The following is a 21,332-nucleotide window of genomic DNA, read 5'->3' as shown; positions in this document are numbered from 1 at the left end:
AGACTTATCAATGCCGCACCTCATTGGGTGCTGATGTAGCTATCGGCAGGTCGGAGCAGTTCTGTAATGAGAAGGATTATCTTTGCGAGGAATGTGATCCGGATTCACTTTCTGGCCGTTGCGGCCAGAAAAAAGGGAGCCGAAGCTCCCTTATTAAGCGTGCGAAGAATTACAGGCTTTCGGTAAAGGTACGTGTAATCACGTCACGCTGCTGTTCTGGCGTCAGCGAGTTGAAACGCACCGCATAGCCGGACACGCGGATAGTCAGCTGCGGGTATTTTTCCGGATGCTTAACCGCATCTTCCAGCGTTTCGCGACGCAGCACGTTTACGTTCAGGTGCTGACCACCTTCAACGCGAACGGTCGATTGCATTTCCAACGGCACTTCGCGATATTCGATCTGGCCCAGTTCGCTGACCGGTACCACCTGATCTTCCGCATAGTTGGCTTTAGCGCAAACGCAGCGGGCTTCTGATGTTTCGTCGTCCACCAGCCAGAAAGAGTTCACCAGCGCCTGGTCGTTCGCTTTAGTGATTTGAATACCAGTAATCATTTTGTTGCCTCCGTACAAGGGCGAAAAATTCTACTTCGAAAAAAACCCAATGTTGGTTTCGGCCATTTGGTAAAACCATTGTTGTCTTGTTGTTCTGTATACCAGTCTGGCTGAGGCAATTCTTTGATTAAAGTCAATTTTTGCGGGGTGACCTCATGGCGTGAATGGGCAAGTTTATGTTTTATGTCAATTTTCCCCGCAGAACACATCGCAATTATTTTTGTAAATTTTAAAAAATATTTGCATGCAGGGCTGCGGTGGAAAAAGAAAAGCGGGTTTCGCTGCGTGGCACTAAACGGTAAGCTATGCCCAGTGAATTGCTAACGAAAACAAAGGAGAGCGTTTATGTCCACCTCCCTAACCTGGCATGATGTTATCGGCAAGGAGAAAGAGCAGCCCTATTTTCATGAAACGCTTGCCTTTGTTGCCGCTGAACGCCAGGCCGGTAAGACCATTTATCCACCGCAAAAAGACGTGTTCAACGCCTTTCGTTATACCGAGCTGGCGGACGTGAAGGTGGTGATCCTCGGTCAGGATCCCTATCACGGCCCGAATCAGGCTCACGGGCTGTCCTTCTCGGTGCTCCCTGGCGTGCCCGCTCCCCCTTCGCTGGTGAACATGTATAAAGAGCTGGCGACGGATATCCCGGGCTTTGAGCGCCCCAGCCATGGCTACCTGCAAAGCTGGGCGGAACAGGGTGTGCTGTTGTTGAACACGGTATTGACCGTTGAAGGCGGCCAGGCGCATTCCCACGCCAAACTGGGCTGGGAAACCTTTACCGACCGAGTGATCGCCGCGCTGAATGAAAACCGCGAAGGCATAGTGTTCCTGCTGTGGGGATCGCATGCGCAGAAAAAAGGCAACTTTATCGATCGCAACCGCCACCACGTGTTGAAAGCGCCGCACCCTTCGCCGCTCTCCGCCCACCGTGGCTTCCTCGGCTGTCGCCACTTTTCGCAGACCAACCAACTGTTGGAACAGCAGGGGTTGGCGCCTATCGACTGGCTACCGCGACTGCCGCAGGCTTAACCCAGACGCAAAAAAGGCACCCGCAGGTGCCTTTTCCTTATTGAATTCGGCTTAAGCCTTGGCTTTGGAAACCGCCACCATCGCCGGGCGCAGCAGGCGACCATTCAGCGTATAGCCTTTCTGCATCACCATCATGACGTGGTTCGGCTGGTGATCGGCAGACTCCATCAGGCTCATTGCCTGGTGCACATCCGGGTTGAACGGCACGTTAATGTCGCCAACGATTTCGATCCCGTACTTGCGTACGACGTCCTGCAGGGACTTCAGCGTCAGCTCGATGCCTTCAATCATCGCCGTCAGTTCCGGATTGTTTTTATCCGCCAGTTCCAGCGCGCGCTCCAGGTTATCAAGCACCGGCAGCAGATCACCGGAGAACTTCTCCAGCGCAAATTTGTGTGCTTTTTCGATATCCAGCTCGGTGCGGCGGCGGACATTTTCCATTTCCGCTTTGGCACGCAGCAGGCTGTCGCGTTCATGCTGCTGGGCTTCGGCCAGTTGAGCTTCCAGCTCAGCAATGCGCTCATCCCGCAGATCGACGCCCTCAGCCGCTTCCGGCAAGACTTCCTGCTGTTCCATTTCTTCCGAGACTTGCTCGTTTGGCGTCTTCTGTTCTTTACTACTCATGAATATCTCCGCGTTTTAGCATTAATCTCGCAACTTGGCTTATTATGGGGATCAAAACCGGGGTTTCAAGTCAACCGGTCACAATGTGGGGCATAAACTGGTCCCGGTGAGGAAAATCACAACAATGAATAAAAAATTCGCCTGTATTGGCATTGTTGGCCACCCGCGTCACCCTTCGGCGCTGGCAACGCATGAGATGTTGTTTCACTGGTTAGTCGCCCGAGGCTATTCAGTGATGATTGAACGCCAAATCGCTCAGGATTTGGGGCTAAAAGATGCGGTAACCGGCAGCCTGGCGGATATTGGCCAAAAAGCCGACCTGGCGGTAGTGGTCGGCGGCGACGGCAATATGCTCGGCGCTGCACGCGTTCTGGCCCGCTACGACATCAAGGTGATCGGTGTTAACCGCGGCAATCTCGGCTTCCTGACCGATCTCGATCCCGACAACGCGCTGCAGCAACTGGCCGACGTGCTGGAGGGCGAATACATCGATGAACAGCGCTTCCTGCTGGAAACCATCGTGCACAAAGAGAACCAACAGTGCCGCATCAGCACCGCCATCAACGAAGTGGTGCTGCACCCCGGTAAAGTGGCGCACATGATCGAGTTCGAGGTGTATATCGACGATCGCTTCGCCTTCTCGCAACGCTCTGACGGCCTGATTATCGCTACCCCGACCGGTTCGACCGCCTATTCGCTTTCTGCCGGCGGCCCGATCCTGACGCCATCGCTGGAAGCCATCGCACTGGTGCCGATGTTCCCGCATACCCTCTCGGCCCGCCCGTTGGTGATCAACGGCAACAGCACCATTCGCCTGAAGTTTTCGCAGATCGGTAGCGATCTGGAAATCAGCTGCGACAGCCAGATCGCACTGCCAATCCAGGAAGGAGAGGAAGTATTGATACGCCGCAGTGATTTCCATTTGAATCTTATTCATCCAAAGGACTACAGCTATTTCAACACGTTAAGCACCAAGCTGGGCTGGTCTAAAAAATTGTTCTAAAAATATCGCCAGCCCCTTTACTGTATATAAAACCAGTTTATACTGTATGAAACTACAGTTATGTGTTTATACACAGGAAGGTTCCCATGCTGGCGCAATTGACCATCAGCAATTTTGCTATCGTTCGTGAGTTGGAAATTGATTTTCAACCGGGTATGACGGCGATTACCGGTGAAACCGGTGCCGGTAAATCTATCGCCATCGACGCGCTGGGGCTGTGCCTCGGCAACCGCACCGACGGTAACGTCGTCCGGCTGGGAGCCGCCCGTGCCGATATCTGCGCCCGTTTTTCACTGGCAGATACCCCTTCTGCACGCCAATGGCTCGAACAGAACCACCTGGACGACAGCAATGAGTGCCTGCTGCGCCGGGTCATCAACGCAGACGGCCGCTCGCGCGGCTTTATCAACGGCACTTCCGTGCCGCTTTCGCAACTGCGCGAACTCGGTCAGTTGCTGATTCAAATCCACGGTCAGCATGCCCACCAGTTGCTGCTCAAGCCCGATCACCAGAAACAACTGCTCGACGCCTATGCCGACGAACCTGCTCTGTTGGCGCAGATGCAACAGGCTTATCAGCGTTGGCACCAAAGCTGTCGCGAACTGGCCCATCATCAGCAACAGTCCATCGAGCGCGACGCACGTCAACAGCTGCTGCAGTACCAATTGAAAGAGCTGAACGACTTTGCGCCCGTGGCCGGCGAGTTCGAACAAATAGATTCGGAGTTCAAACGCCTGGCCAACAGCGGCCAACTGCTGACCATCAGCCAGCAGACCCTGCAATTGCTGGCCGACGATGAAGAAAACAATATGCTGAGCCAGCTATACACCGCCAAACACCTGCTGGTTGAGCTGGTCGGCATGGATGAGAAACTCAGCGGCCTGCTGGACATGCTGGAAGAGGCGTCGATCCAAATCAGTGAGGCCAGCGACGAACTGCGTCACTATGCCGATCGCATGGATCTGGACCCCAACCGCCTGCAAGAACTTGAACAGCGTCTTTCGCGCCAAATTAACCTGGCGCGGAAACATCACGTTGCGCCAGAGGAACTGCCACAGCTGCACCAACAGATGCTGGATGAGCAGCAGTTGCTGTCGCAGCAAGAGAACGACCACGAACACCTTAACGAGGCGGTCACTCTGCATCATCAGCAGGCACTGCTGTTAGCGGAACAATTGCACCAGAAGCGCCAGCACTACGCCGCAGAGCTGACCACGTTGATTACCGACAGCATGCAGGCCCTCTCCATGCCGCACGGCAAATTCAATATCGACGTTCGCTTCGAGCCGCAACACTTGAGCGCTGAAGGGGCCAGCCGCACCGAGTTTTGCGTGTCCACCAACCCGGGCCAACCGCTGCAAGCGCTGGCGAAAGTGGCTTCCGGCGGCGAACTGTCCCGCATTGCGCTGGCCATCCAGGTGATCACCGCACGCAAGATGGAAACCCCGGCGCTGATTTTCGACGAAGTGGACGTCGGCATCAGCGGCCCAACGGCCGCCATTGTTGGTCGCCTGTTACGTCAACTTGGAGAATCTACCCAAGTCATGTGCGTCACCCACCTTCCACAGGTGGCCGGTTGTGGGCATCAGCACCTGTTTGTCAGCAAGCAGACTGACGGCACGGAAACCGAAACGCAGATGTCACCGTTGGATAAACGTGCTCGTTTGCAAGAATTGGCGCGCCTTCTTGGCGGCAGCGAAGTCACCCGAAACACCCTGGCGAACGCAAAAGAACTGCTTGCTGCATAGAAAAGCTCAACTTTTTTACTTTCCTGAGGTCATATTGGGGCCCTGTAAAGGTTTCCAACTGCTGCAAGGTCTATTATCATCGGCATCCTATGCCCTAAAGGAATGTGATTACTATGCGCTGTAAAACGCTGACTGCCGCCGCTGTGGTTCTTGTGATGCTGACTGCAGGCTGTTCTACTTTTGAGAAGGTGGTTTACCGGCCTGACATCAACCAAGGGAACTACCTGACGTCAACCGACGTAGCTAAAATCCAAAAAGGTATGACCCAGCAACAGGTCGCTTATACATTGGGAACCCCAATGTTGCAGGATCCGTTCGGTACTCAGACGTGGTTCTATGTGTTCCGCCAGCAGCCGGGTCATGAAAATATTACCCAGCAAACTCTGACGCTGACCTTTAACAGCGCGGGCGTATTGACGGATATTCAGAACAAGCCTGCGCTGACCAAGTAACCAGCACAGGAACTGTCGTCCGGCCCGTGAGGGACGAATCAAGTTCTTCATGACAGTAACAGGCTGCAACTCGGAAGATAAAATTCTGATAAAAATTAAGGCGCATTCAGCGCCTTATTTTTTTGCCTTCTCTGCCCGTTGACGGCGCAGCTCTTTGGGATCGGCAATCAATGGGCGATAGATTTCCACCCGGTCGCCATCGTTAAGCACATCGCCCAACTTGGCCGGTCGGCTATAAATGCCTACCTTGTTACTTTGCAAATCAATGTCACTGCGCAGTTCCAGCAATCCGGAGGCCACAATGGCCTGCTCAACGCTGCTGCCCTCTGCCAGTTTCACATTGCGCAGATACTGACGTTCCGGCAAGGCATAAACCACCTCAACCCGTATCTCAGACACTGTAAACCTCTTTCGCCCGCTGGGTGAATGCCTGCACCATATTGCCGGCTAACTCTTTAAATACCTTGCCGAACGCCAACTCGATCAGTTTGTTGGTGAACTCGAAGTCCAGGTGCAGCTCAACCTTACAGGCTTCCGGACTGAGCGGCGTAAAGTGCCAGCCCCCCATCAACTTGCGGAACGGGCCGTCAACCAGTTGCATATTGATGCTCTGGTTATCCAGCAGCGTATTGCGCGTGGTAAAAGTTTTGCTGATACCGGCTTTGGCAACGTCCACCGCGGCGGTCATTTCATTGTTGGACGCGTTAATCACCCGGCTACCGGTACAACCTGGCAGAAAATCGGGATAAGAATGAACATCGTTAACCAACTGGTACATCTGCTCGGCGCTGAACGGCACTAACGCAGACCGACTGATCTGGGGCATATCATTTCCTGTGAGACACAAAACATACAAATCATACCATTTATCTATCGGCAAACAAAAAATCTGCTATGCAAGACAGGAGCCAAAAATGCGAAAAATTGCGCAGGTGCTGAGCGGTAAAGGATTTCTTTCGCTGACGCATCCAGTATAATGAACGCACTATGACAAAGAAAAAAGCTCACAAACCTGGTTCAGCCACCATTGCGCAAAACAAGCGAGCACGTTTCGAATACTTCATTGAAGAAGAAATCGAGGCGGGCCTGTCCCTGCAAGGGTGGGAAGTCAAATCGTTGCGTGCCGGCAAAGCCAACCTCAGCGACAGCTACGTGACCTTCCGTGACGGTGAAGCCTATCTTTTTGGCGCCACCATCACGCCGCTCAGCGTGGCTTCATCCCATGTGGTCTGCGACCCGACACGTACCCGCAAACTGCTGTTGAACAAGCGCGAGCTGGACTCGTTGTTCGGCCGCGTAAACCGCGAAGGCTATACCGTAGTTGCCCTGTCCATGTATTGGAAAAATGCCTGGGTCAAGGTCAAAATCGGCGTAGCCAAAGGCAAGAAAGAACACGATAAGCGCGATGACATCAAAGATCGTGAGTGGCAGACGGCGAAAGCCCGTATCATGAAGCACGCCAACCGATAAGCCTCTGGCTTAACGGGTTAAACTTCTGGTATACTGCACAAAGTTACTTGGGGCTGATTCTGGATTCGACGGGATTTGCGAAGCCCTAGGAGCATGCCGAGGGGCGGTTGGCCTCGTAAAAAGCCGCAAAAAAATAGTCGCAAACGACGAAAACTACGCCCTAGCAGCTTAATACCCTGCTAAGAGCCCTCTCTCCCTAGCCTCCGCTCTTAGGACGGGGATCAAGAGAGGTCAAACCCAAAAGAGATCGCGTGGATGTCCTGCCTGGGGCTGAAGCGTTAAATCCAATCAGGCTAGTTTGTTAGTGGCGTGTCCATCCGCAGCTGACCGGCGAATGTAAAGATTGGACTAAGCATGTAGTGCCGACGGTGTAGTAATTTCGGACGGGGGTTCAAATCCCCCCAGCTCCACCAAATGATGATCCGGGTATTACCAGATAAGTCCGGAGAAGTACGGAAAGCCCGCATACCACCTAGGTTTGCGGGCTTTTTTGTGTCTGTAGTAGTCCGAGAATATCCACCTGAATCCAGAGATAATTGGTACATGTTTAGGTACACGCTATAATGTGTACCAATAATCGTGTACCAATTATGGAAGAAAGCTAGATATGGCGCGCGTAACACGCCCCCTGTCACACAATGAAATTCTCAAAGCTAAACCTCAAGACAAAGACTATACGCTGCACGATGGCGATGGCCTGTTCCTACTGATCAAGACAAGTGGCAAAAAACTGTGGCGGCTACGCTACCAGCGCCCCGGTACTGACAAACGAACTAACGTTAGCCTAGGTGCTTATCCTGCACTCTCATTGGCCGATGCAAGACAAATCCGCGATGAAAAACTTTCACTGCTTGTTCGCGGCATTGACCCACAGGCTAAAGAAGCAGAAGAAGCGGAACAGCAACAAATAGCCCAAGAAAGCATTTTCCTAAACGTGGCAAAGCAATGGTTCGCATTGAAACAGGCCAGCGTCAGCGCTAAGCATGCTGAAGACATTTGGCGCTCTCTTGAAAAAGACATACTGCCATCTATCGAGAATGTTCCAGTTCAGGACATCAAAGCGCGTTTGCTGATCCAGGTGCTAGAACCTATCAAGGCCCGTGGTGCATTAGAAACCGTTCGCCGATTAGTTCAACGCATCAACGAAATCATGATTTACGCAGTTAACACCGGATTGATTGATGCTAACCCGGCCTCTGGTATTGGTAACGCATTCGAACGACCTAAGAAGCAGCATATGCCGACTATACGGCCCGAAGAATTGCCCAAGCTGATGCGCACTATCTCGATGAGCAATTTATCAATCCCAACCCGCTGCTTACTTGAGTGGCAGCTACTTACGCTTATACGTCCTGCAGAAGCCTCGGCAACCGCATGGGCTGAGATCGATATAGAAAACCGTGAATGGCGTATCCCGGCGGAACGTATGAAGGCTAAGCGTGAGCATATTGTTCCGCTCTCAGATCAGGCACTGGAGATACTCGAAATCATGCATCCTATCAGTAGTAACCGTGAACACGTTTTTCCTAGCCGTAATGACCCACGCAAGCCGATGAACAGCCAGACAGCAAATGCAGCATTAAAACGGATAGGTTATGGCGGTAAGCTTGTTGCTCATGGATTACGGTCGATCGCTAGTACAGCCATGAATGAGACTGAGTTTAATGCTGACGTGATTGAAGCTGCGCTTGCACATTGTGATAAGAATGAGGTTCGAAGAGCCTATAACCGTTCTACATACCTTGAGCAGCGGCGTGCGTTAATGGATTGGTGGGGAGCGGAAGTATACGCAAAAAAATAGTCATCTATGTATTAGTTCAGATCTGAGCTGACACTTTACGGTTCAGGGCTATACCTAATCTGACAGACAGCTCTGTGCCAGAAGCGGATGTTAAAAATTCCGCATAGTGTTTATTTTTGGAGAGAAAAATACACCAAGGGTGCTCGCTCTAGGTTGTCATTCGAGGAGTGAAACAACCCTAGAGTTTAGGATTGTAATTTTAGTTAATATGTTACAATAGCGTGGAATGATTGTTTTTTATCAATCCTATGATTCGTATGGGTTCCTAAAGCGACAATGGAGTTTTGCTTTACAGTTTGATACTATTTAATTTCCATGGTTTTTGGAAAAAAACCATTATAATACAACATCTCAACTGATGTTATTTTTGTCAGGAATTAAAATATTACATCGGAGTAATGTAGTTTATGGGGTTTTATAGAATTATTGATTTTATAAGGATTTCACATGAGCACAGCTGCTGACTTTAAGGCTCTACTAGATAATATAAAAATTGACAATGCTGGTCAAATTGGTAAAAGATACGGGCGTATAACTAAGTCTTTAAACCAATATTTTTATAACATGGATTCAAAAACAGCCAATTCACTACAGGTTGGTTCCTATGGGCGATTTACAGGAATTCGAGGTATCTCTGACCTTGACATGCTTTATTTTCTTCCTGCAACCGAGTGGCCAAGATTTCGAGACCGGCAATCATATTTATTGCAGGTAGTGAAAACAGAAATTAAAAAGGCTTATAAAAACACAGATATTCGCGGCGATGGGCAAGTTGTTGTTGTTAAATTTAATAATCAAGAAGTTGAGGTAGTACCAGTTTTCTGTAATGAAGATGGTACTTTTAATTACCCAGACACACATAATGGTGGTTCCTGGAAAGTATGTAACCCTAGAGATGAGATGTCTTCTTTTAGGACGCTAAATGATGATAGAAAGGGACATCTGAGGCGCCTATCTAAAATGATACGAGCATGGAGGACTCGTCATGAAGTTGAGATCAGTGGATTCCTTATTGATACGCTTTGTTATAAATTTTTCTATGATTTAGTCGAGTATGATGACAAGAGCTTTAAAAGCTATGATCAGCTATCTCTTGATTTTTTCACATTCTTAGTACGTGAAGGTGACAGGGATTTTTATTATGCTCCCGGTAGTCGTTCAAAAGTGAACGTTAAAAAATCATTTAATAAAGTTGCGGCATTAACAAAATCATATTGTGAAGAAGCTTTATCTGCAACCACTGAAAGCTCAAAAAACATAGCTTGGAAGAAAATTTTCGGTAGACCATTCCCTAACTCGGGAACTCTTTCATTTGGCAATTTAAATACCTCTGAACAGTATATTGAAGACCAATATGAAATGAATTTATTTGGTCATGTTTCTATCGAGTGTGAAATTAAAAATGATAATTTATTGGAAGCTCTTCTTTCAAATCTTCTTGGCGAAGGGCATGGGATTAGTAGAAACAGAAAATTAAGATTTTATGTTGATGAGATAAATATACCTCAACCATATCAAATTAAATGGAAAATTAAAAATGTAGGTGATGAGGCTGAGCGTCTAGGGAAGCTTAGAGGGGGGATTTTGAACGATGAGGGGCATTCTGAACGTATCGAAACGGCCGATTTCTCAGGACCTCATTTTGTAGAGTGTTATGTTATATACGATAATCAGGTTGTAGCAAGAGATAGAATTGACGTACCGATACATAAATAGACATACTTTATGTTAGGTCTGCGTTAAACTAACACTGACCTAACATACAACAATGGTGAATACAATGGAAAAAAATGTATTGGAAGGACAGCTTAGAGAATGCTACGGAAGGATAGTTTATACGCATAAAACGCATGAGAAATGTGCGGATATTCTACAAAGCAAACTAAGTAACATGAAGAACATGCAGCTAGTTCTTTTGGCAATCACTACTGGCAGTTTTATGACTACGGTCATAGGTGATGCTAAAACTGGTGCTGTAATTGGGTCAATACTTTCAGCAATACTTCTATTTCTAAACTCATATTTGAAGGATTATGACCTAGGTACTATAGCGCAGAAACATAGACAGGCAGCCGGGGATATGTGGCTAATCAGAGAAAGATATTTATCCTTGCTCGTAGATTTGAAGATGCAAACTAAAAGCATTGAAGAGATCCTCAAGGAAAGGGATGCCCTGATGTTCGAACTTTCTGCAATTTATGCCGGAGCACCCTCAACGAATTACAAAGCATACTCGATGGCACAAAAGGCACTTAAGGAGCTCGAAGATATGACTTTTTCGGATGAAGAGATCGATAAATTCCTTCCTGCTGAATTGAAACGCAAATAGACCTGTGCCTTCATATCCACCAATGTACTCCTCTATGATCATAATGCTGGCCGGTCTGTTTCTTCGATTTCTACCTGAGTAAGTCTTTACCATTCACACCTCTCTCAAAGCTGTCAGTGAGCGGTGCCTGTGCCGTTCAGTGCCAGAAGCGGATGTTGCTAACATCGTGCTATGTTAATCAATAAGTGGCAGGTCTCCGATGCGTTTTAGCGTCTCAGCTTTCCCCCATTCACAAATCAGAAAAAGCGCACTCAGCGGCCCGTTACGGCACGATAGTGCCAGCATCCTGCCGAGTTAAATCGCAATAAATAGACGCCTCACCGAAGCGCTGACGCATTAAACGAAAAGCCGCTCAAACCTCTGCGCGCGCAATACTCCCTCGCCTACGCGCTCTGACTTTATCATGCACATTTCATGCATGACACAGAGGCCCTGTAAGCCCTTGTGGCGCGGGGTTTCGGCTGTTTTGAGAGGCTGGGAATTAATGCGAAATCATGCACCCTATGCATGCACGCTCGATTTAAGGCAGGCTAGCCAGAAAAAAGGCTGTTTTCAGGCTTGGGGAACGGTAAAAGCCCCGCAGCAAAATCAGCATTGCAGCGGGGGCAGTTCAATCAGTGAAGTGTTTGATTTCGGCTATAACGGCGGTAACGATTTAATGTCCTTTTTTCCGGCGGCGGTAAATCATCACCGGTCACCGTTTCCGCTTGAATGGGCTGACATAAAATCTTATCGACGCTCTCTACCGTTTTAAATGTGCAGGAGCACACGATATTTTGGCACTGATAATAGGCTTCTTTCGTCTGTTCCGTGACATAACGGCTGGTACGGGTATAAGACGAATGAGTACACAGTGGGCAACGCATCATGATTTTGCCCCCTTCTGTTGCAAGCGCTGACGTTTTTCCGCCAGCTCCCTCGCAACCTTCATCCGTGTCATCGGGCTATTTTTCAGTTCTGGCAACACTCCCGTCTCAGTAGGGATAGTCAGACCGATGTCATTGAGCACCGGGTGTTCAATGTTCTGTAGCGCTGTGGCCGCAGTAACACGACCACTCAGCGCCCCCAGCAGGCGTTTTTCAAGCATTTCCTGCGGGTCGCGCCAATACACGCCGTAAGCCTGTTTCGCCAACGCGCAGGCATTAATCACCTCGGCGCTGAGGATGGCGGCATTGAGGGCATCGACGGCCTTATCCATCGCATGTTCGGCAAAGGCCTTCAGGGCCGCTTCGTGCGCCGTCACCACTTCCGGGGCTGTTCTGCCGCAACTGAGGTGAAGCTGCATTTTGTCCAGCTCCATTTCTTCAACCAGACCGTCGAACTCTTTCGCCAGCTCCCGTTTGGAAATCCGGCTGTGATGCTGCGCTTGCAGTTCCGGGGTCATTTCCCCGCGCAGCTTACGAAACAGGGCGCGCCACTGGCTTTCTGCCTCATGACTTTCCACTTCCGTGTCTTTCTTCTGTTGATGACAGCGGGCAATCCCCGTAATGACGTCTGTCAGTGCCTGATAGTTTTTGTCGTGGGCGGCGCGGGCATCACGCAGGGCTTGCAGCTTGTCGTTGATGTGCTGGGGTAATGCAGTCGTGCTCATGGGGCTATCTCCGGTGTCAGTCAATATGAGGCTATTCTGCTGACTGCCGTACAACATCGCCATTCATCCCGGTTGGACTGTCCGCAGGACAACAGCCCCAAAATCTGACGAGAAAACCACCAACAAGATTTTAGTTCTTATAAAAACTATTCACTACTGTTCACTTTAATAGAAAATGTATATAAATCAGCAAATAAAGTAGTGAACAGTTTATCTAAAACTCATCACCGAGTGTTCACTACTGTTCACTTTTCTAAAAAAGGTCTTTTCTCTGGCTAGCCATGGTTAGATTTATTTTTGATGTTCATGCCTATTTATAAATGGCTTTTTGATTGCTGAAAGCTATGAGTTAAAAGTGAGGAAGGGTGAGGAGCCGTGGGCTAATGCAACTTAGTGCAATTATTTGTTTTTACGTGCAATTCCTTAGTTCATCACACAACAACACCTTGTTGCCAACCGGGAAAATATTCACATAATAGGGCGCTACCAAACGAACCCACATAGCGCCGGTGAGATCCCACCGGGCATAAACGAGGTAGCATTCCATGCTTGCAGTTGCCACACAGACCCCTTCCACACTCTCACCCATCCCGGTTGATTACACGCCACGCGATCGCTTCATTCGCCTGCCGGAAGTGCTGTACACCACCGGGCTTTCACGCTCTACCGTCTACGAGATGATGACCCGCAAGCAATTCCCGGCCCAAATATCCCTTGGCGGCAAAACCGTGGCATGGCTCGAATCAGAAGTCGAAAGCTGGATGGCTGGACGTATCGCCAACCGTCATCAGGGGGCCACAGCATGATGCGGTTAACCTTTGGTCGCCAGCACTTTACCTTGAGCGACAACGACGCACTGTTTGTGGCGGAAGCCATCCTGTTGCAACGCAAACAGCCGGATATTGCCTTACCGGAACACCGCAGCGATAAGCACGGCGTGATCCGCCTGGCCAGTAGCCAGGCCGAACCGCGCCTGTTCCGTGCCGTGCCGGTGCCGCTGACCAACGCTGCCGCCGATACTCGTCACGACCAACTTACCGACTGTTGATCACTATGCGATCGATTGAACATCCGGGGGCGTCTTACGGCTTGCTCCCGCGTCCGGCACTGCGCTATAGTCCCCCTGCTGTCGCACAATCGGCAGCCGGGCGTGAGAACCCGTGTAACTTATTGGCGACACCACACGCGCCGAGCGTGTTTTTTTATGTCGTAGCCTTAGTGCGCTCATTTTTTGCACAGTGGTTTCTATGCTACTGTGGCTGTCAAACAATGGTGGCTCAGGCGGGGCAGCCTTCGGGCTGGCCGGTTTCCAATAAGGCCGGTTTCTCACCCCCGTCTGGGCTACCACCCTTGCGTGAGAACTTCGGTGGTAGCAATAACCAATACTTATTGGAGGCTGCCACCATGGCTACGACCCTCACCCCGACTCATCCTAAATTCTGTTTCCTGTTTGCGGCCATTCGCCGTACTGCCCTGACGGCAACCCCGTGCATGCTGCGCACCGTGGCGGATTCCGAGCACAGCGCCCGCCGCCTGTTGGCGCGTGACTACATTCTGTCGTTTGCGGGCCGTCTGCCCGTGCAGGGGGTGGCATGAATACGCTGGCCGCCCGTTTCCACAGTGAAACCTTCTATCCTATTCCGCATGCTGACTTCCTGCGTCTTCAGCACGCGCATTCTACCGGCGTGCTGTTTCTCGACATGCTGGACACGCTCGAATCGACCGGTCAGCACCCGGACACCGCTCAAAAAGCCGCCTTTGCGTCTGTCATTGCGGTACTCACTGACCAGCTCGGGCAGGTCGTCAAAACCTGTGATTCCCACATTCTCGCCAGCATGGAGGCTTCCGCCGCATGAACACCCCACAGTCTTGTTTACCCGTTGAAGTCCGTACCGCCGTTTACCGCCGCGCATTGGCCCATGCCTATCTCGATACCTGCGCCTTTTACCGGGTGAACCCCGGCTACACGCTGTATGAACTGCAAATGGCGATTGCGATGGACATTGAGGGCTACTTTGTTCGCCAGCACGGCGCGGAGGTGGGCATGGATATGGCCTGCACCATGCTCAGTGACATGGTGCAGCCGGATATTCTGGTGGCGCCGCCACGCCTGACAATGCTCGGCCAAAAGATGATGGATGAGCTGTGCTGTGGCCGGATGGCCGTCATCTGTAACACCACCGTGCACTGAGGGAGCAAAACAATGACCGCATTAAGCGTTTCTCACACCTCACGTGCAGCGACCGGCCACTGGCCGGTCTTGCTCCCCGCGCTGGGCATTCATATTACCGCCGGGGGCCGGGCGCAGCCTTGCCCGGTCTGCGGCGGCAAAGACCGCTTTCGCTTTGATAACCTGCAGGGCCGTGGCACATGGTTTTGCAACCAGTGCGGCGGTGGCGATGGCCTGAATCTGGTCGAAAAGGCACTGGCCGTGACCGCCAAAGAGGCCGCCGTGAAGGTGGCCGGGGTATTGGGTGAGCCGTCGGGCAGCACCTTGGCGAAGCACAATCCCGAACAGGAACAGCAAGACAAAGCGCAGGCACAGCATCATGCAGCGCAGCAGGCCAGACAACTGCTTGCCAGCGCCCGACAACAGGCTGGGAATGCTTATCTGACCGCCAAGGGCTGGCCGGACACTGACGCCCTGACATTACAGGGGCCGTCACTGCGCGTGGGCGGTATCACTTACCAGCCCGGCGATCTGCTGATCCCCCTGACCGACAGCGCCGGGGAGGTGGTCAACGTCCAGTTAATCAATGCCGCAGGCGACAAACGCACGTTGGCCGGGGGACAGGTAAAAAACACCTGCCATTTCCTTCACGGGCAAGATAATGCCGTTATCTGGCTGACCGAGGGCTACGCCACCGGCCTGACCGTGCATCAACTGACCGGGGAAAGTGTCTGCGTTGCGCTCAGCGCCAATAACCTGCCCGCCATGGCGCAGCAGTTACGCACCCACTATCCTGACGCGCTGTTGCTGCTGGCAGCTGACAATGACGAGAACGGCACCGGGCAGGCCCGCGCCGCCGAGGCCGCGCAACTGAGCGGCGGCAAACTGGCGTTACCGTCCGAAACCGGCGACTGGAACGACGTTTACCAGCAGCAAGGCAAGCAGGCCGCGCTTGCGCAGTTGGCGGCCTTTAGCCAGCCCAAGCCTGCCAGCCCGTTTGATACGCTCAGCGATGCCGACCTGAAAGCCCTGAGCGCCAGTGAAAAGGCCGAACTGCTGGCGGAGCACTACCAGCACCTGCTGGCCGTGCCACCGGTCGGTGAAGACCTGTGCCGCTATGAAAACGGCGCATGGCAGGTGTTACCGTACCGGGTACTCAGCCGCGAAATTGCCGCGCTGTTCCAGAAAATCCGCGCCCCGTTCTCGGCTGCGGGTATCAACAGCATTCTGGACACGCTCAGGCTGATGGTGCCGCAAATGGGCACGCCGGCACGCCACCTGATTGGCTTTCGTAACGGGGTATTTGATACCGCCACCGGGCAATTCAGCGCACACCAGAAAACGCACTGGCTGCGTACCGTCAACAGCGTGGATTACACGCCGCCCAAGGCCGGGGAAAATCTGGCCGACCATGCCCCGCACTTCTGGCGTTGGTTGACACGCGCAGCGGGGCAGCAACCCGACAAGCAGGCACGTATTCTTGCCGCGCTGTTTATGGTGCTGGCGAACCGCTATGACTGGCAACTGTTCCTTGAAGTCACCGGCCCCGGTGGCAGCGGTAAAAGCGTGATGGCCGCGATAGCCAGCTTGCTGGCGGGAAAAGACAACACCACCTCGGCCACCATTGATACGCTGGAATCGTCACGGGAACGCGCCTCCGTGGTCGGGTTCTCGCTGATTATCCTGCCTGACCAAGAGAAATGGAGCGGTGACGGTGCGGGCATCAAAGCGATCACCGGCGGCGATGCGGTGGCTATCGACCCGAAATACCGGGATGCCTACTCCACGCACATTCCGGCGGTGATACTGGCGGTGAATAACAACCCGATGCAGTTCAGTGACCGCAGCGGCGGCGTGTCCCGTCGCCGGGTGATCCTGCCGTTCCCGGAGGTGATACCGGCCAACGAGCGTGACCCGCAGTTGCTGGCAAAAATCACCGGTGAACTGGCGGTGATCGTACGCCATCTGATGAAGCGTTTTGCCGCGCCCAGTGACGCCCGCGTATTGCTGGAAGCGCAACAGAACTCCGATGAAGCGCTGGAGATTAAACGCAGTGCCGATCCTCTGGTCGATTTTTGTGGCTACCTGCTGGCAGTCAATGCGCCTGACGGCCTCTATATCGGCAATGCCAACATTACCCCGGCGAACCCGCGCAAATACCTGTATCACGCTTACCTCTCTTACATGGAAGCGCGAGGGCACAAGTACCCATTGAATCTGACCGCGTTCGGGCGTGCCGTACCGCAAACTCTGGTTGAGTACGAAATAGCGCTATTGAAACGCAAGACCAATCAGGGGATGCAGACCAACCTGATATTGAGCGAAGACTGTGAAGCCGACTGGCTCCCCAAGTGTGAAATGCGCTGAGCGAATGGCATCACGATCGTTTCTGCCGATCAATAGGCTTTTATTGATCTGCCGAACCCATTGGACGCTGTTGTGTGAGGGCACTTATAGTTCCCCTGTACAAACCGCATACACCCAACACCGGGGACCCCTGTAGTGGTGACTACTCAGGCCTGCATTGCAGGCCTTTTCTCTGCTTAAAATCTCGCCCTGCCATTCACCCACAGCGCAATAAATCACCGGTTCAGGCCGGTATTTTGCATTTTGGGGTCTGACTGTTCACTGTGAGTGACCAGTCAGAGCAAACTCATCACCGACTAGTCACCGATTAATCTGTTGTTTTTAAACAATTAAAATCAAAAGTGAACAGTGTGACTAGTTTTTCTATAAATCTTTTTTTCTGAGCGAGATGACGGATTGGATCTATCATGGGGCAGAGCTAAAAACAGACTCATTTAAGGGATAACCGCTAAGATGGAAACGACCAAGAAAGTAATTATGGAAGGATTAGAGCGCCATGGTTTAAGCAAGCTCCCCGGCCGCCCTTATGACTGCTCCTTCGAATTACTGGCCGCCCAGCCAGCAAGAAAACGCTTAATCATGGTCGGATTCAACGGTTCATCTGCAGATGACGGTTTTACAAATGCTGAAGCAGTGATAAACGGCTTTAATTCACCTTATTTCTCTAATGTTCAGGCCGGTACTAAAGGTGAATGGGGTATCAAACATTTGGCAAATCGCCTGCAATCAGTCCCCGAGCAGCTAGGTTTTAGCTGGCAAGATACCGTCTACACTAACGCATTACTCATGTGCTCTAAAGATGCCCTGTCGCTCAAAAAAAGTGCTCAAGAGAGCGTGATTGGCAGTTTGGAGCGCCTGATTGAAAAATCGATGGATTTCTTTAAAGATATTACCGTCCCCCTCTGCAAGCCTGAGCTAATTATTGCTTACAGTAACGGAATGAACTCTCACTCAGCAGCGCGCTTGCTATTAAAAACATTCGGCGATGGCGATGAACCCGAGTACATAAGCCGAAACCGCTACTACTCTACGCTCTGCTTTACAGCACGGTTTAAGCAATTCAATGTGCCTGTGGTAGGTATCCGCCACATGTCGCGCTTCAAACCTGATGTGCAGCTCATCAAACAAGCATGGGAAAAAAGGCGCTAATTGATGATACCTGATTCTAGAATCGCCCTCTAAATCAGTGTCACTTTTCTGCATTGGTACACGCTTAGGTACACGCAACAAATCTGAACTCAAATTTTACTAATTAATACAACAAGATAATCAATTCATTCAGATTCCCCCAGCCCAAATGATGATCCGGGTATTACCAGATAAGTCCGGAGAAGTACGGAAGGCCCGCATACCACCTAGGTTTGCGGGCTTTTTTGTGTCTGTAGTAGTCCGAGAACATCCAGCTAAATCCGGGATTTATTGGTATACGTTTAGGTATACGTTAAAATGTATGCCATAAACGTATACCGATTATGGAAGAATCCTTGCGTGGCGCGGACTACACGCCCCTCTCACATACCGTAGTACAAAAAGCCAAAGCCATAGAGAAAGACCTCACCCTGCATGACGGTGACGGCTTGTTCCCGTTAGTCAAAACCACCGGCAAGAAATTGTGGCGCTTACGCTACCTTCGCCCCGGCACCAGCTCACGTACTATGGTTAGCCTCGGTGCCTACCCTGCCCTATAACTTGCCGACGCCCGGCAAATACGTGCCGAAAAGCTCGCGATACTGGCAAGAGGCATTGACCCACAGGCCAAAGAAGCAGAAGAGGCGAAACAAAAGCAGGTAGCCCAAGAAAGCATTTTCCTGAATGTGGCAAAACAATGGTTCGCATTGAAACAGGCCAGCGTCAGCGCTAAGCATGCTGAAGACATCTGGCGTTCTCTTGAAAAAGACATACTGCCATCTATCGAGAATGTTCCGGTTCAAGACATCAAAGCGCGTTTGCTGATCCAAGTGTTAGAACCTATTAAGGCCCGTGGCGCATTAGAGACAGTCCGGCGTTTGGTACAGCGCATTAACGAAATCATGATCTACGCCGTCAACACTGGCTTGATTGATGCTAATCCGGCTTCTGGTATTGGTAATGCATTCGAGCGGCCTAAGAAGCAGCATATGCCAACTATAAGGCCCGAAGAATTGCCTAAACTGATGCGTACTATCTCGATGAGCAATCTATCGATACCCACCCGTTGCTTGCTTGAATGGCAGTTGCTGACACTGATACGCTCTGCTGAGGCCTCCGCAACCGCATGGGCTGAGATCGATATTGAAAACCGTGAATGGCGTATCCCGGCAGAACGGATGAAGGCTAAACGTGATCACATCGTTCCACTGTCAAACCAAGCATTAGAGATACTGGAAATTATGCACCCTATCAGTGGCAGGCGTGAGCACGTATTCCCAAGCCGCAATGACCCACGTAAACCAATGAATAGTCAAACGGCCAATGCGGCACTAAAACGTATCGGTTATGGCGGTAAGCTTGTTGCTCATGGATTGCGTTCTATCGCAAGTACAGCCATGAATGAAGCTGAGTTTAATGCCGATGTCATAGAGGCAGGGAAGACATTACTAACATCGCTGTGTATTAATCAACAGGGAGCAGGTCACAGACCCATCACAGCCTAATGCATTGAAAGTTAAAAATTTAAAAATCAAGTGAACACTGTGACTAGTTTCTAGTAGAATCTTTTTACCATGGAATTACTTGAGGATAATCGAGATTTATGGAGAGACCAGACCCACATCCACTAGATTACGACTGGAGATTTACCAATGAGACAGCTGATTATATAGCTAGCTTGTGCAATAAAGATCCTACTTTGGCAATAGGTGTTCCTACAGTAGCCTCGAAACTTGATGATGAAAATCGTAATGTCACCTTAGTAGACTGGCATCCAATTCAGATTGCAAAGCATCATTTACACATTGATGTTAATAATTCTCCAGCCTTTATAGGTGATTTTGCAAATGTAGTAATGGATCCCCCATGGTATCTAGACGTTTACTACAGATGGCTTTCATGGGCTGCAAATTCTGCTGGGAGACATGCGATAATTATATTGTCAATTTGGCCTGATAGCACAAGACCTTTAGCAAAAAAAGAAAAGGACGAACTTTACTCATGGATAAATACTTGGGGGGATATAACAACTCATGAAAATATATTATCCTATGAAATCCCTGAGTTTGAAAAAAACACATACAAAAAATCAATTCCCTCCCCCTCTAGATTTGGTGATTTAGTCCTAATAAAAATAAAATCAACACCTACTCTTTTAGAATATAAATCAATGGGAGATAAATGGCATCGTTATATATTAAACAATTATCAAATTGCAATCAAAGATACCATTCATAAGCATGAGCTATATAAAATAAAAAAAATTGATCATGCTAATGGTTGGATCTGGCCTTCAGTTAGTCAAAGAGCATTAGGGCGAGAAAACATTGAATTATGGAGCTCAGAAAATGAAGTTGCTGCAATAGGCAACCCTACAAAGTTAATAGATTGCTTTGACGAGCTAATAGCCACTGGCAATACGAGATATCTCACCGATGAATTCCCTGAACTATCTTCATGGGACATACCTAAACCACCATACAAACGGATGAAAAAATGGATTCAAAACTGTTAGTATTACGATTTAGAGACCCAGAGGAAACAATTAGCACTATACCTGCCCATCAGTCAATTATTGAAAATTTAGGTGCGGTTCGCTGGGGTTGGTGGAAAAAAGATACTGAGACTTTAACATCTCAGGAAATAGAATTTGTTTCGCAGTATAACAAAGAATATGTTTATTTAATTAACAGGGATCTTAATAAGCTATATAAAGCTACTTTATCTAGGGTATGGGATACTCCACCAGATGATACTCAACTACATCAAGTTCCCTCATACTATAGAAGTAATGTTCAAAAAGTATATATGTGGTTTGTATTCACAAAAATAGAACTAGTTGACTCATATTCAATTGATTTTGATTCTCAATTTGCAGAGAATGGAAACCCTACTTATCTAATAAGTAGCCATGAGACTCCCAAAAAGCAAAATAAATTCCAAAGAAAAAGTATCAAAAAGAATAAAATATTAGTTTTATCTGACTTACATTTTGGAGAAGATTATGCTTTTTGCCTTAGTTCCGAATTACATATGGCCGGTCAAACAAAGGATACTTTTCCGTGGG

Annotated in this window: 23 protein-coding genes, 1 other RNA gene and 1 pseudogene; 19 read left to right on the top strand and 6 right to left on the bottom strand. The window is 50.0% G+C overall.

Going from position 1 to position 21,332, the window contains the following annotated elements; genetic code table 11:
• Positions 1–169: 169 nt before the first annotated feature.
• Positions 170–553, bottom strand: coding sequence for an autonomous glycyl radical cofactor GrcA (gene grcA, locus H5P17_RS21135; RefSeq protein WP_182825024.1), 384 nt, complete (start codon positions 551–553; stop codon positions 170–172).
• A 345-nt stretch (positions 554–898) separates the two neighbouring features.
• On the opposite strand from grcA, the gene ung reads away from it, so the two are divergent.
• Complete coding sequence (gene ung / locus H5P17_RS21130) at positions 899–1,582, top strand: uracil-DNA glycosylase (RefSeq protein ID WP_020828268.1); 684 nt, start codon at positions 899–901, stop codon at positions 1,580–1,582.
• Between the two features lie 51 nt (positions 1,583–1,633).
• Here the strand turns inward: ung and grpE are convergent, their stop codons facing one another.
• Entirely contained in the window at positions 1,634–2,206 is a 573-nt protein-coding gene (grpE, locus tag H5P17_RS21125) for a nucleotide exchange factor GrpE (RefSeq protein ID WP_020828269.1), read from the bottom strand.
• Positions 2,207–2,330: 124 nt separating this feature from the next.
• On the opposite strand from grpE, the gene nadK reads away from it, so the two are divergent.
• From nadK to bamE, 3 genes are all read left to right on the top strand, one after another.
• Entirely contained in the window at positions 2,331–3,209 is an 879-nt protein-coding gene (nadK, locus tag H5P17_RS21120) for an NAD(+) kinase (protein WP_020828270.1), read from the top strand.
• An 86-nt stretch (positions 3,210–3,295) separates the two neighbouring features.
• A complete protein-coding gene (gene recN / locus H5P17_RS21115) occupies positions 3,296–4,957 on the top strand; it encodes a DNA repair protein RecN (RefSeq protein ID WP_182825022.1) in 1,662 nt (553 codons plus the stop codon).
• A gap of 113 nt (positions 4,958–5,070) precedes the next feature.
• Positions 5,071–5,409 carry an outer membrane protein assembly factor BamE gene (bamE, locus tag H5P17_RS21110; protein ID WP_012146393.1) on the top strand — a complete coding sequence of 113 codons (339 nt, stop codon included), beginning with the start codon at positions 5,071–5,073 and terminating at the stop codon, positions 5,407–5,409.
• A gap of 114 nt (positions 5,410–5,523) precedes the next feature.
• Here bamE and H5P17_RS21105 read toward each other — a convergent pair whose 3' ends face one another.
• A complete protein-coding gene (locus H5P17_RS21105; protein ID WP_044554525.1) occupies positions 5,524–5,808 on the bottom strand; it encodes an RnfH family protein in 285 nt (94 codons plus the stop codon).
• Positions 5,801–6,235, bottom strand: coding sequence for a type II toxin-antitoxin system RatA family toxin (locus tag H5P17_RS21100; protein WP_020828273.1), 435 nt, complete (start codon positions 6,233–6,235; stop codon positions 5,801–5,803). The genes H5P17_RS21105 and H5P17_RS21100 overlap by 8 nt, the downstream gene beginning before the upstream one ends.
• A 161-nt stretch (positions 6,236–6,396) precedes the next feature.
• Here H5P17_RS21100 and smpB point away from each other — a divergent pair, with 161 nt between their 5' ends.
• The 5 genes from smpB to H5P17_RS21075 all read left to right on the top strand — a co-directional run bounded on the left by smpB (position 6,397) and on the right by H5P17_RS21075 (position 11,009).
• Positions 6,397–6,879 carry an SsrA-binding protein SmpB gene (gene smpB / locus H5P17_RS21095; protein ID WP_020828274.1) on the top strand — a complete coding sequence of 161 codons (483 nt, stop codon included), beginning with the start codon at positions 6,397–6,399 and terminating at the stop codon, positions 6,877–6,879.
• Between the two features lie 49 nt (positions 6,880–6,928).
• Positions 6,929–7,292, top strand: a transfer-messenger RNA (tmRNA) gene (ssrA, locus tag H5P17_RS21090).
• A gap of 194 nt (positions 7,293–7,486) precedes the next feature.
• A complete protein-coding gene (locus H5P17_RS21085) occupies positions 7,487–8,680 on the top strand; it encodes an integrase domain-containing protein (protein ID WP_182825020.1) in 1,194 nt (397 codons plus the stop codon).
• Between the two features lie 447 nt (positions 8,681–9,127).
• Positions 9,128–10,396, top strand: coding sequence for a nucleotidyltransferase (locus H5P17_RS21080; protein WP_182825018.1), 1,269 nt, complete (start codon positions 9,128–9,130; stop codon positions 10,394–10,396).
• 64 nt (positions 10,397–10,460) lie between these two features.
• Positions 10,461–11,009, top strand: a complete 549-nt coding sequence (locus H5P17_RS21075; protein ID WP_182825016.1) for an SLATT domain-containing protein — start codon at positions 10,461–10,463, stop codon at positions 11,007–11,009.
• A 614-nt stretch (positions 11,010–11,623) separates the two neighbouring features.
• On the opposite strand, the gene H5P17_RS21070 is transcribed toward H5P17_RS21075, so the two are convergent.
• Together H5P17_RS21070 and H5P17_RS21065 are read right to left on the bottom strand one after the other, a co-directional pair.
• A complete protein-coding gene (locus H5P17_RS21070; RefSeq protein ID WP_046374795.1) occupies positions 11,624–11,878 on the bottom strand; it encodes an ogr/Delta-like zinc finger family protein in 255 nt (84 codons plus the stop codon).
• Positions 11,875–12,600: an NAD-dependent aldehyde dehydrogenase gene (locus tag H5P17_RS21065; protein WP_182825014.1), complete on the bottom strand. Its 726-nt coding sequence runs from the start codon at positions 12,598–12,600 to the stop codon at positions 11,875–11,877. The genes H5P17_RS21070 and H5P17_RS21065 overlap by 4 nt, the downstream gene beginning before the upstream one ends.
• 545 nt (positions 12,601–13,145) lie before the next feature.
• Here H5P17_RS21065 and H5P17_RS21060 point away from each other — a divergent pair.
• The 10 genes and pseudogenes from H5P17_RS21060 to H5P17_RS21015 all read left to right on the top strand — a co-directional run.
• Entirely contained in the window at positions 13,146–13,406 is a 261-nt protein-coding gene (locus tag H5P17_RS21060) for an AlpA family transcriptional regulator (protein WP_182825012.1), read from the top strand.
• Positions 13,403–13,648, top strand: a complete 246-nt coding sequence (locus H5P17_RS21055; protein ID WP_182825010.1) for a hypothetical protein — start codon at positions 13,403–13,405, stop codon at positions 13,646–13,648. The genes H5P17_RS21060 and H5P17_RS21055 overlap by 4 nt, the downstream gene beginning before the upstream one ends.
• 5 nt (positions 13,649–13,653) lie before the next feature.
• A complete protein-coding gene (locus H5P17_RS21050; protein ID WP_182825105.1) occupies positions 13,654–14,196 on the top strand; it encodes a host cell division inhibitor Icd-like protein in 543 nt (180 codons plus the stop codon).
• Entirely contained in the window at positions 14,193–14,456 is a 264-nt protein-coding gene (locus H5P17_RS21045) for a hypothetical protein (RefSeq protein WP_115058178.1), read from the top strand. Before H5P17_RS21050 ends, H5P17_RS21045 begins: the two co-directional genes overlap by 4 nt.
• On the top strand, positions 14,453–14,791 hold the full coding sequence (locus H5P17_RS21040; protein ID WP_182825008.1) for a DUF5375 family protein: 339 nt from the start codon (positions 14,453–14,455) through the stop codon (positions 14,789–14,791). Before H5P17_RS21045 ends, H5P17_RS21040 begins: the two co-directional genes overlap by 4 nt.
• Before the next feature lie 12 nt (positions 14,792–14,803).
• Positions 14,804–17,137, top strand: a complete 2,334-nt coding sequence (locus tag H5P17_RS21035; protein WP_182825006.1) for a primase-helicase zinc-binding domain-containing protein — start codon at positions 14,804–14,806, stop codon at positions 17,135–17,137.
• Positions 17,138–17,590: 453 nt separating this feature from the next.
• Entirely contained in the window at positions 17,591–18,286 is a 696-nt protein-coding gene (locus H5P17_RS21030) for a hypothetical protein (protein ID WP_255477973.1), read from the top strand.
• 339 nt (positions 18,287–18,625) lie between these two features.
• Positions 18,626–19,701, top strand: a pseudogene (locus H5P17_RS21025) (integrase domain-containing protein); the annotation flags it as partial.
• Between the two features lie 167 nt (positions 19,702–19,868).
• Positions 19,869–20,780: a hypothetical protein gene (locus H5P17_RS21020; protein WP_182825004.1), complete on the top strand. Its 912-nt coding sequence runs from the start codon at positions 19,869–19,871 to the stop codon at positions 20,778–20,780.
• Positions 20,762–21,332, top strand: a 571-nt coding sequence (locus H5P17_RS21015) for a hypothetical protein (RefSeq protein ID WP_370570051.1), incomplete at its 3' end; no start/stop codon positions are given. The genes H5P17_RS21020 and H5P17_RS21015, both read left to right, overlap by 19 nt.

It is taken from the genome of Serratia sp. OS31 (assembly GCF_014164835.1).
GTDB classification, from domain to species: Bacteria; Pseudomonadota; Gammaproteobacteria; order Enterobacterales; family Enterobacteriaceae; genus Serratia; species Serratia liquefaciens_A.
The sequence above is the reverse complement of the archived record's forward strand: the minus strand, read 5'-3'. Positions and strand labels throughout refer to the sequence as shown.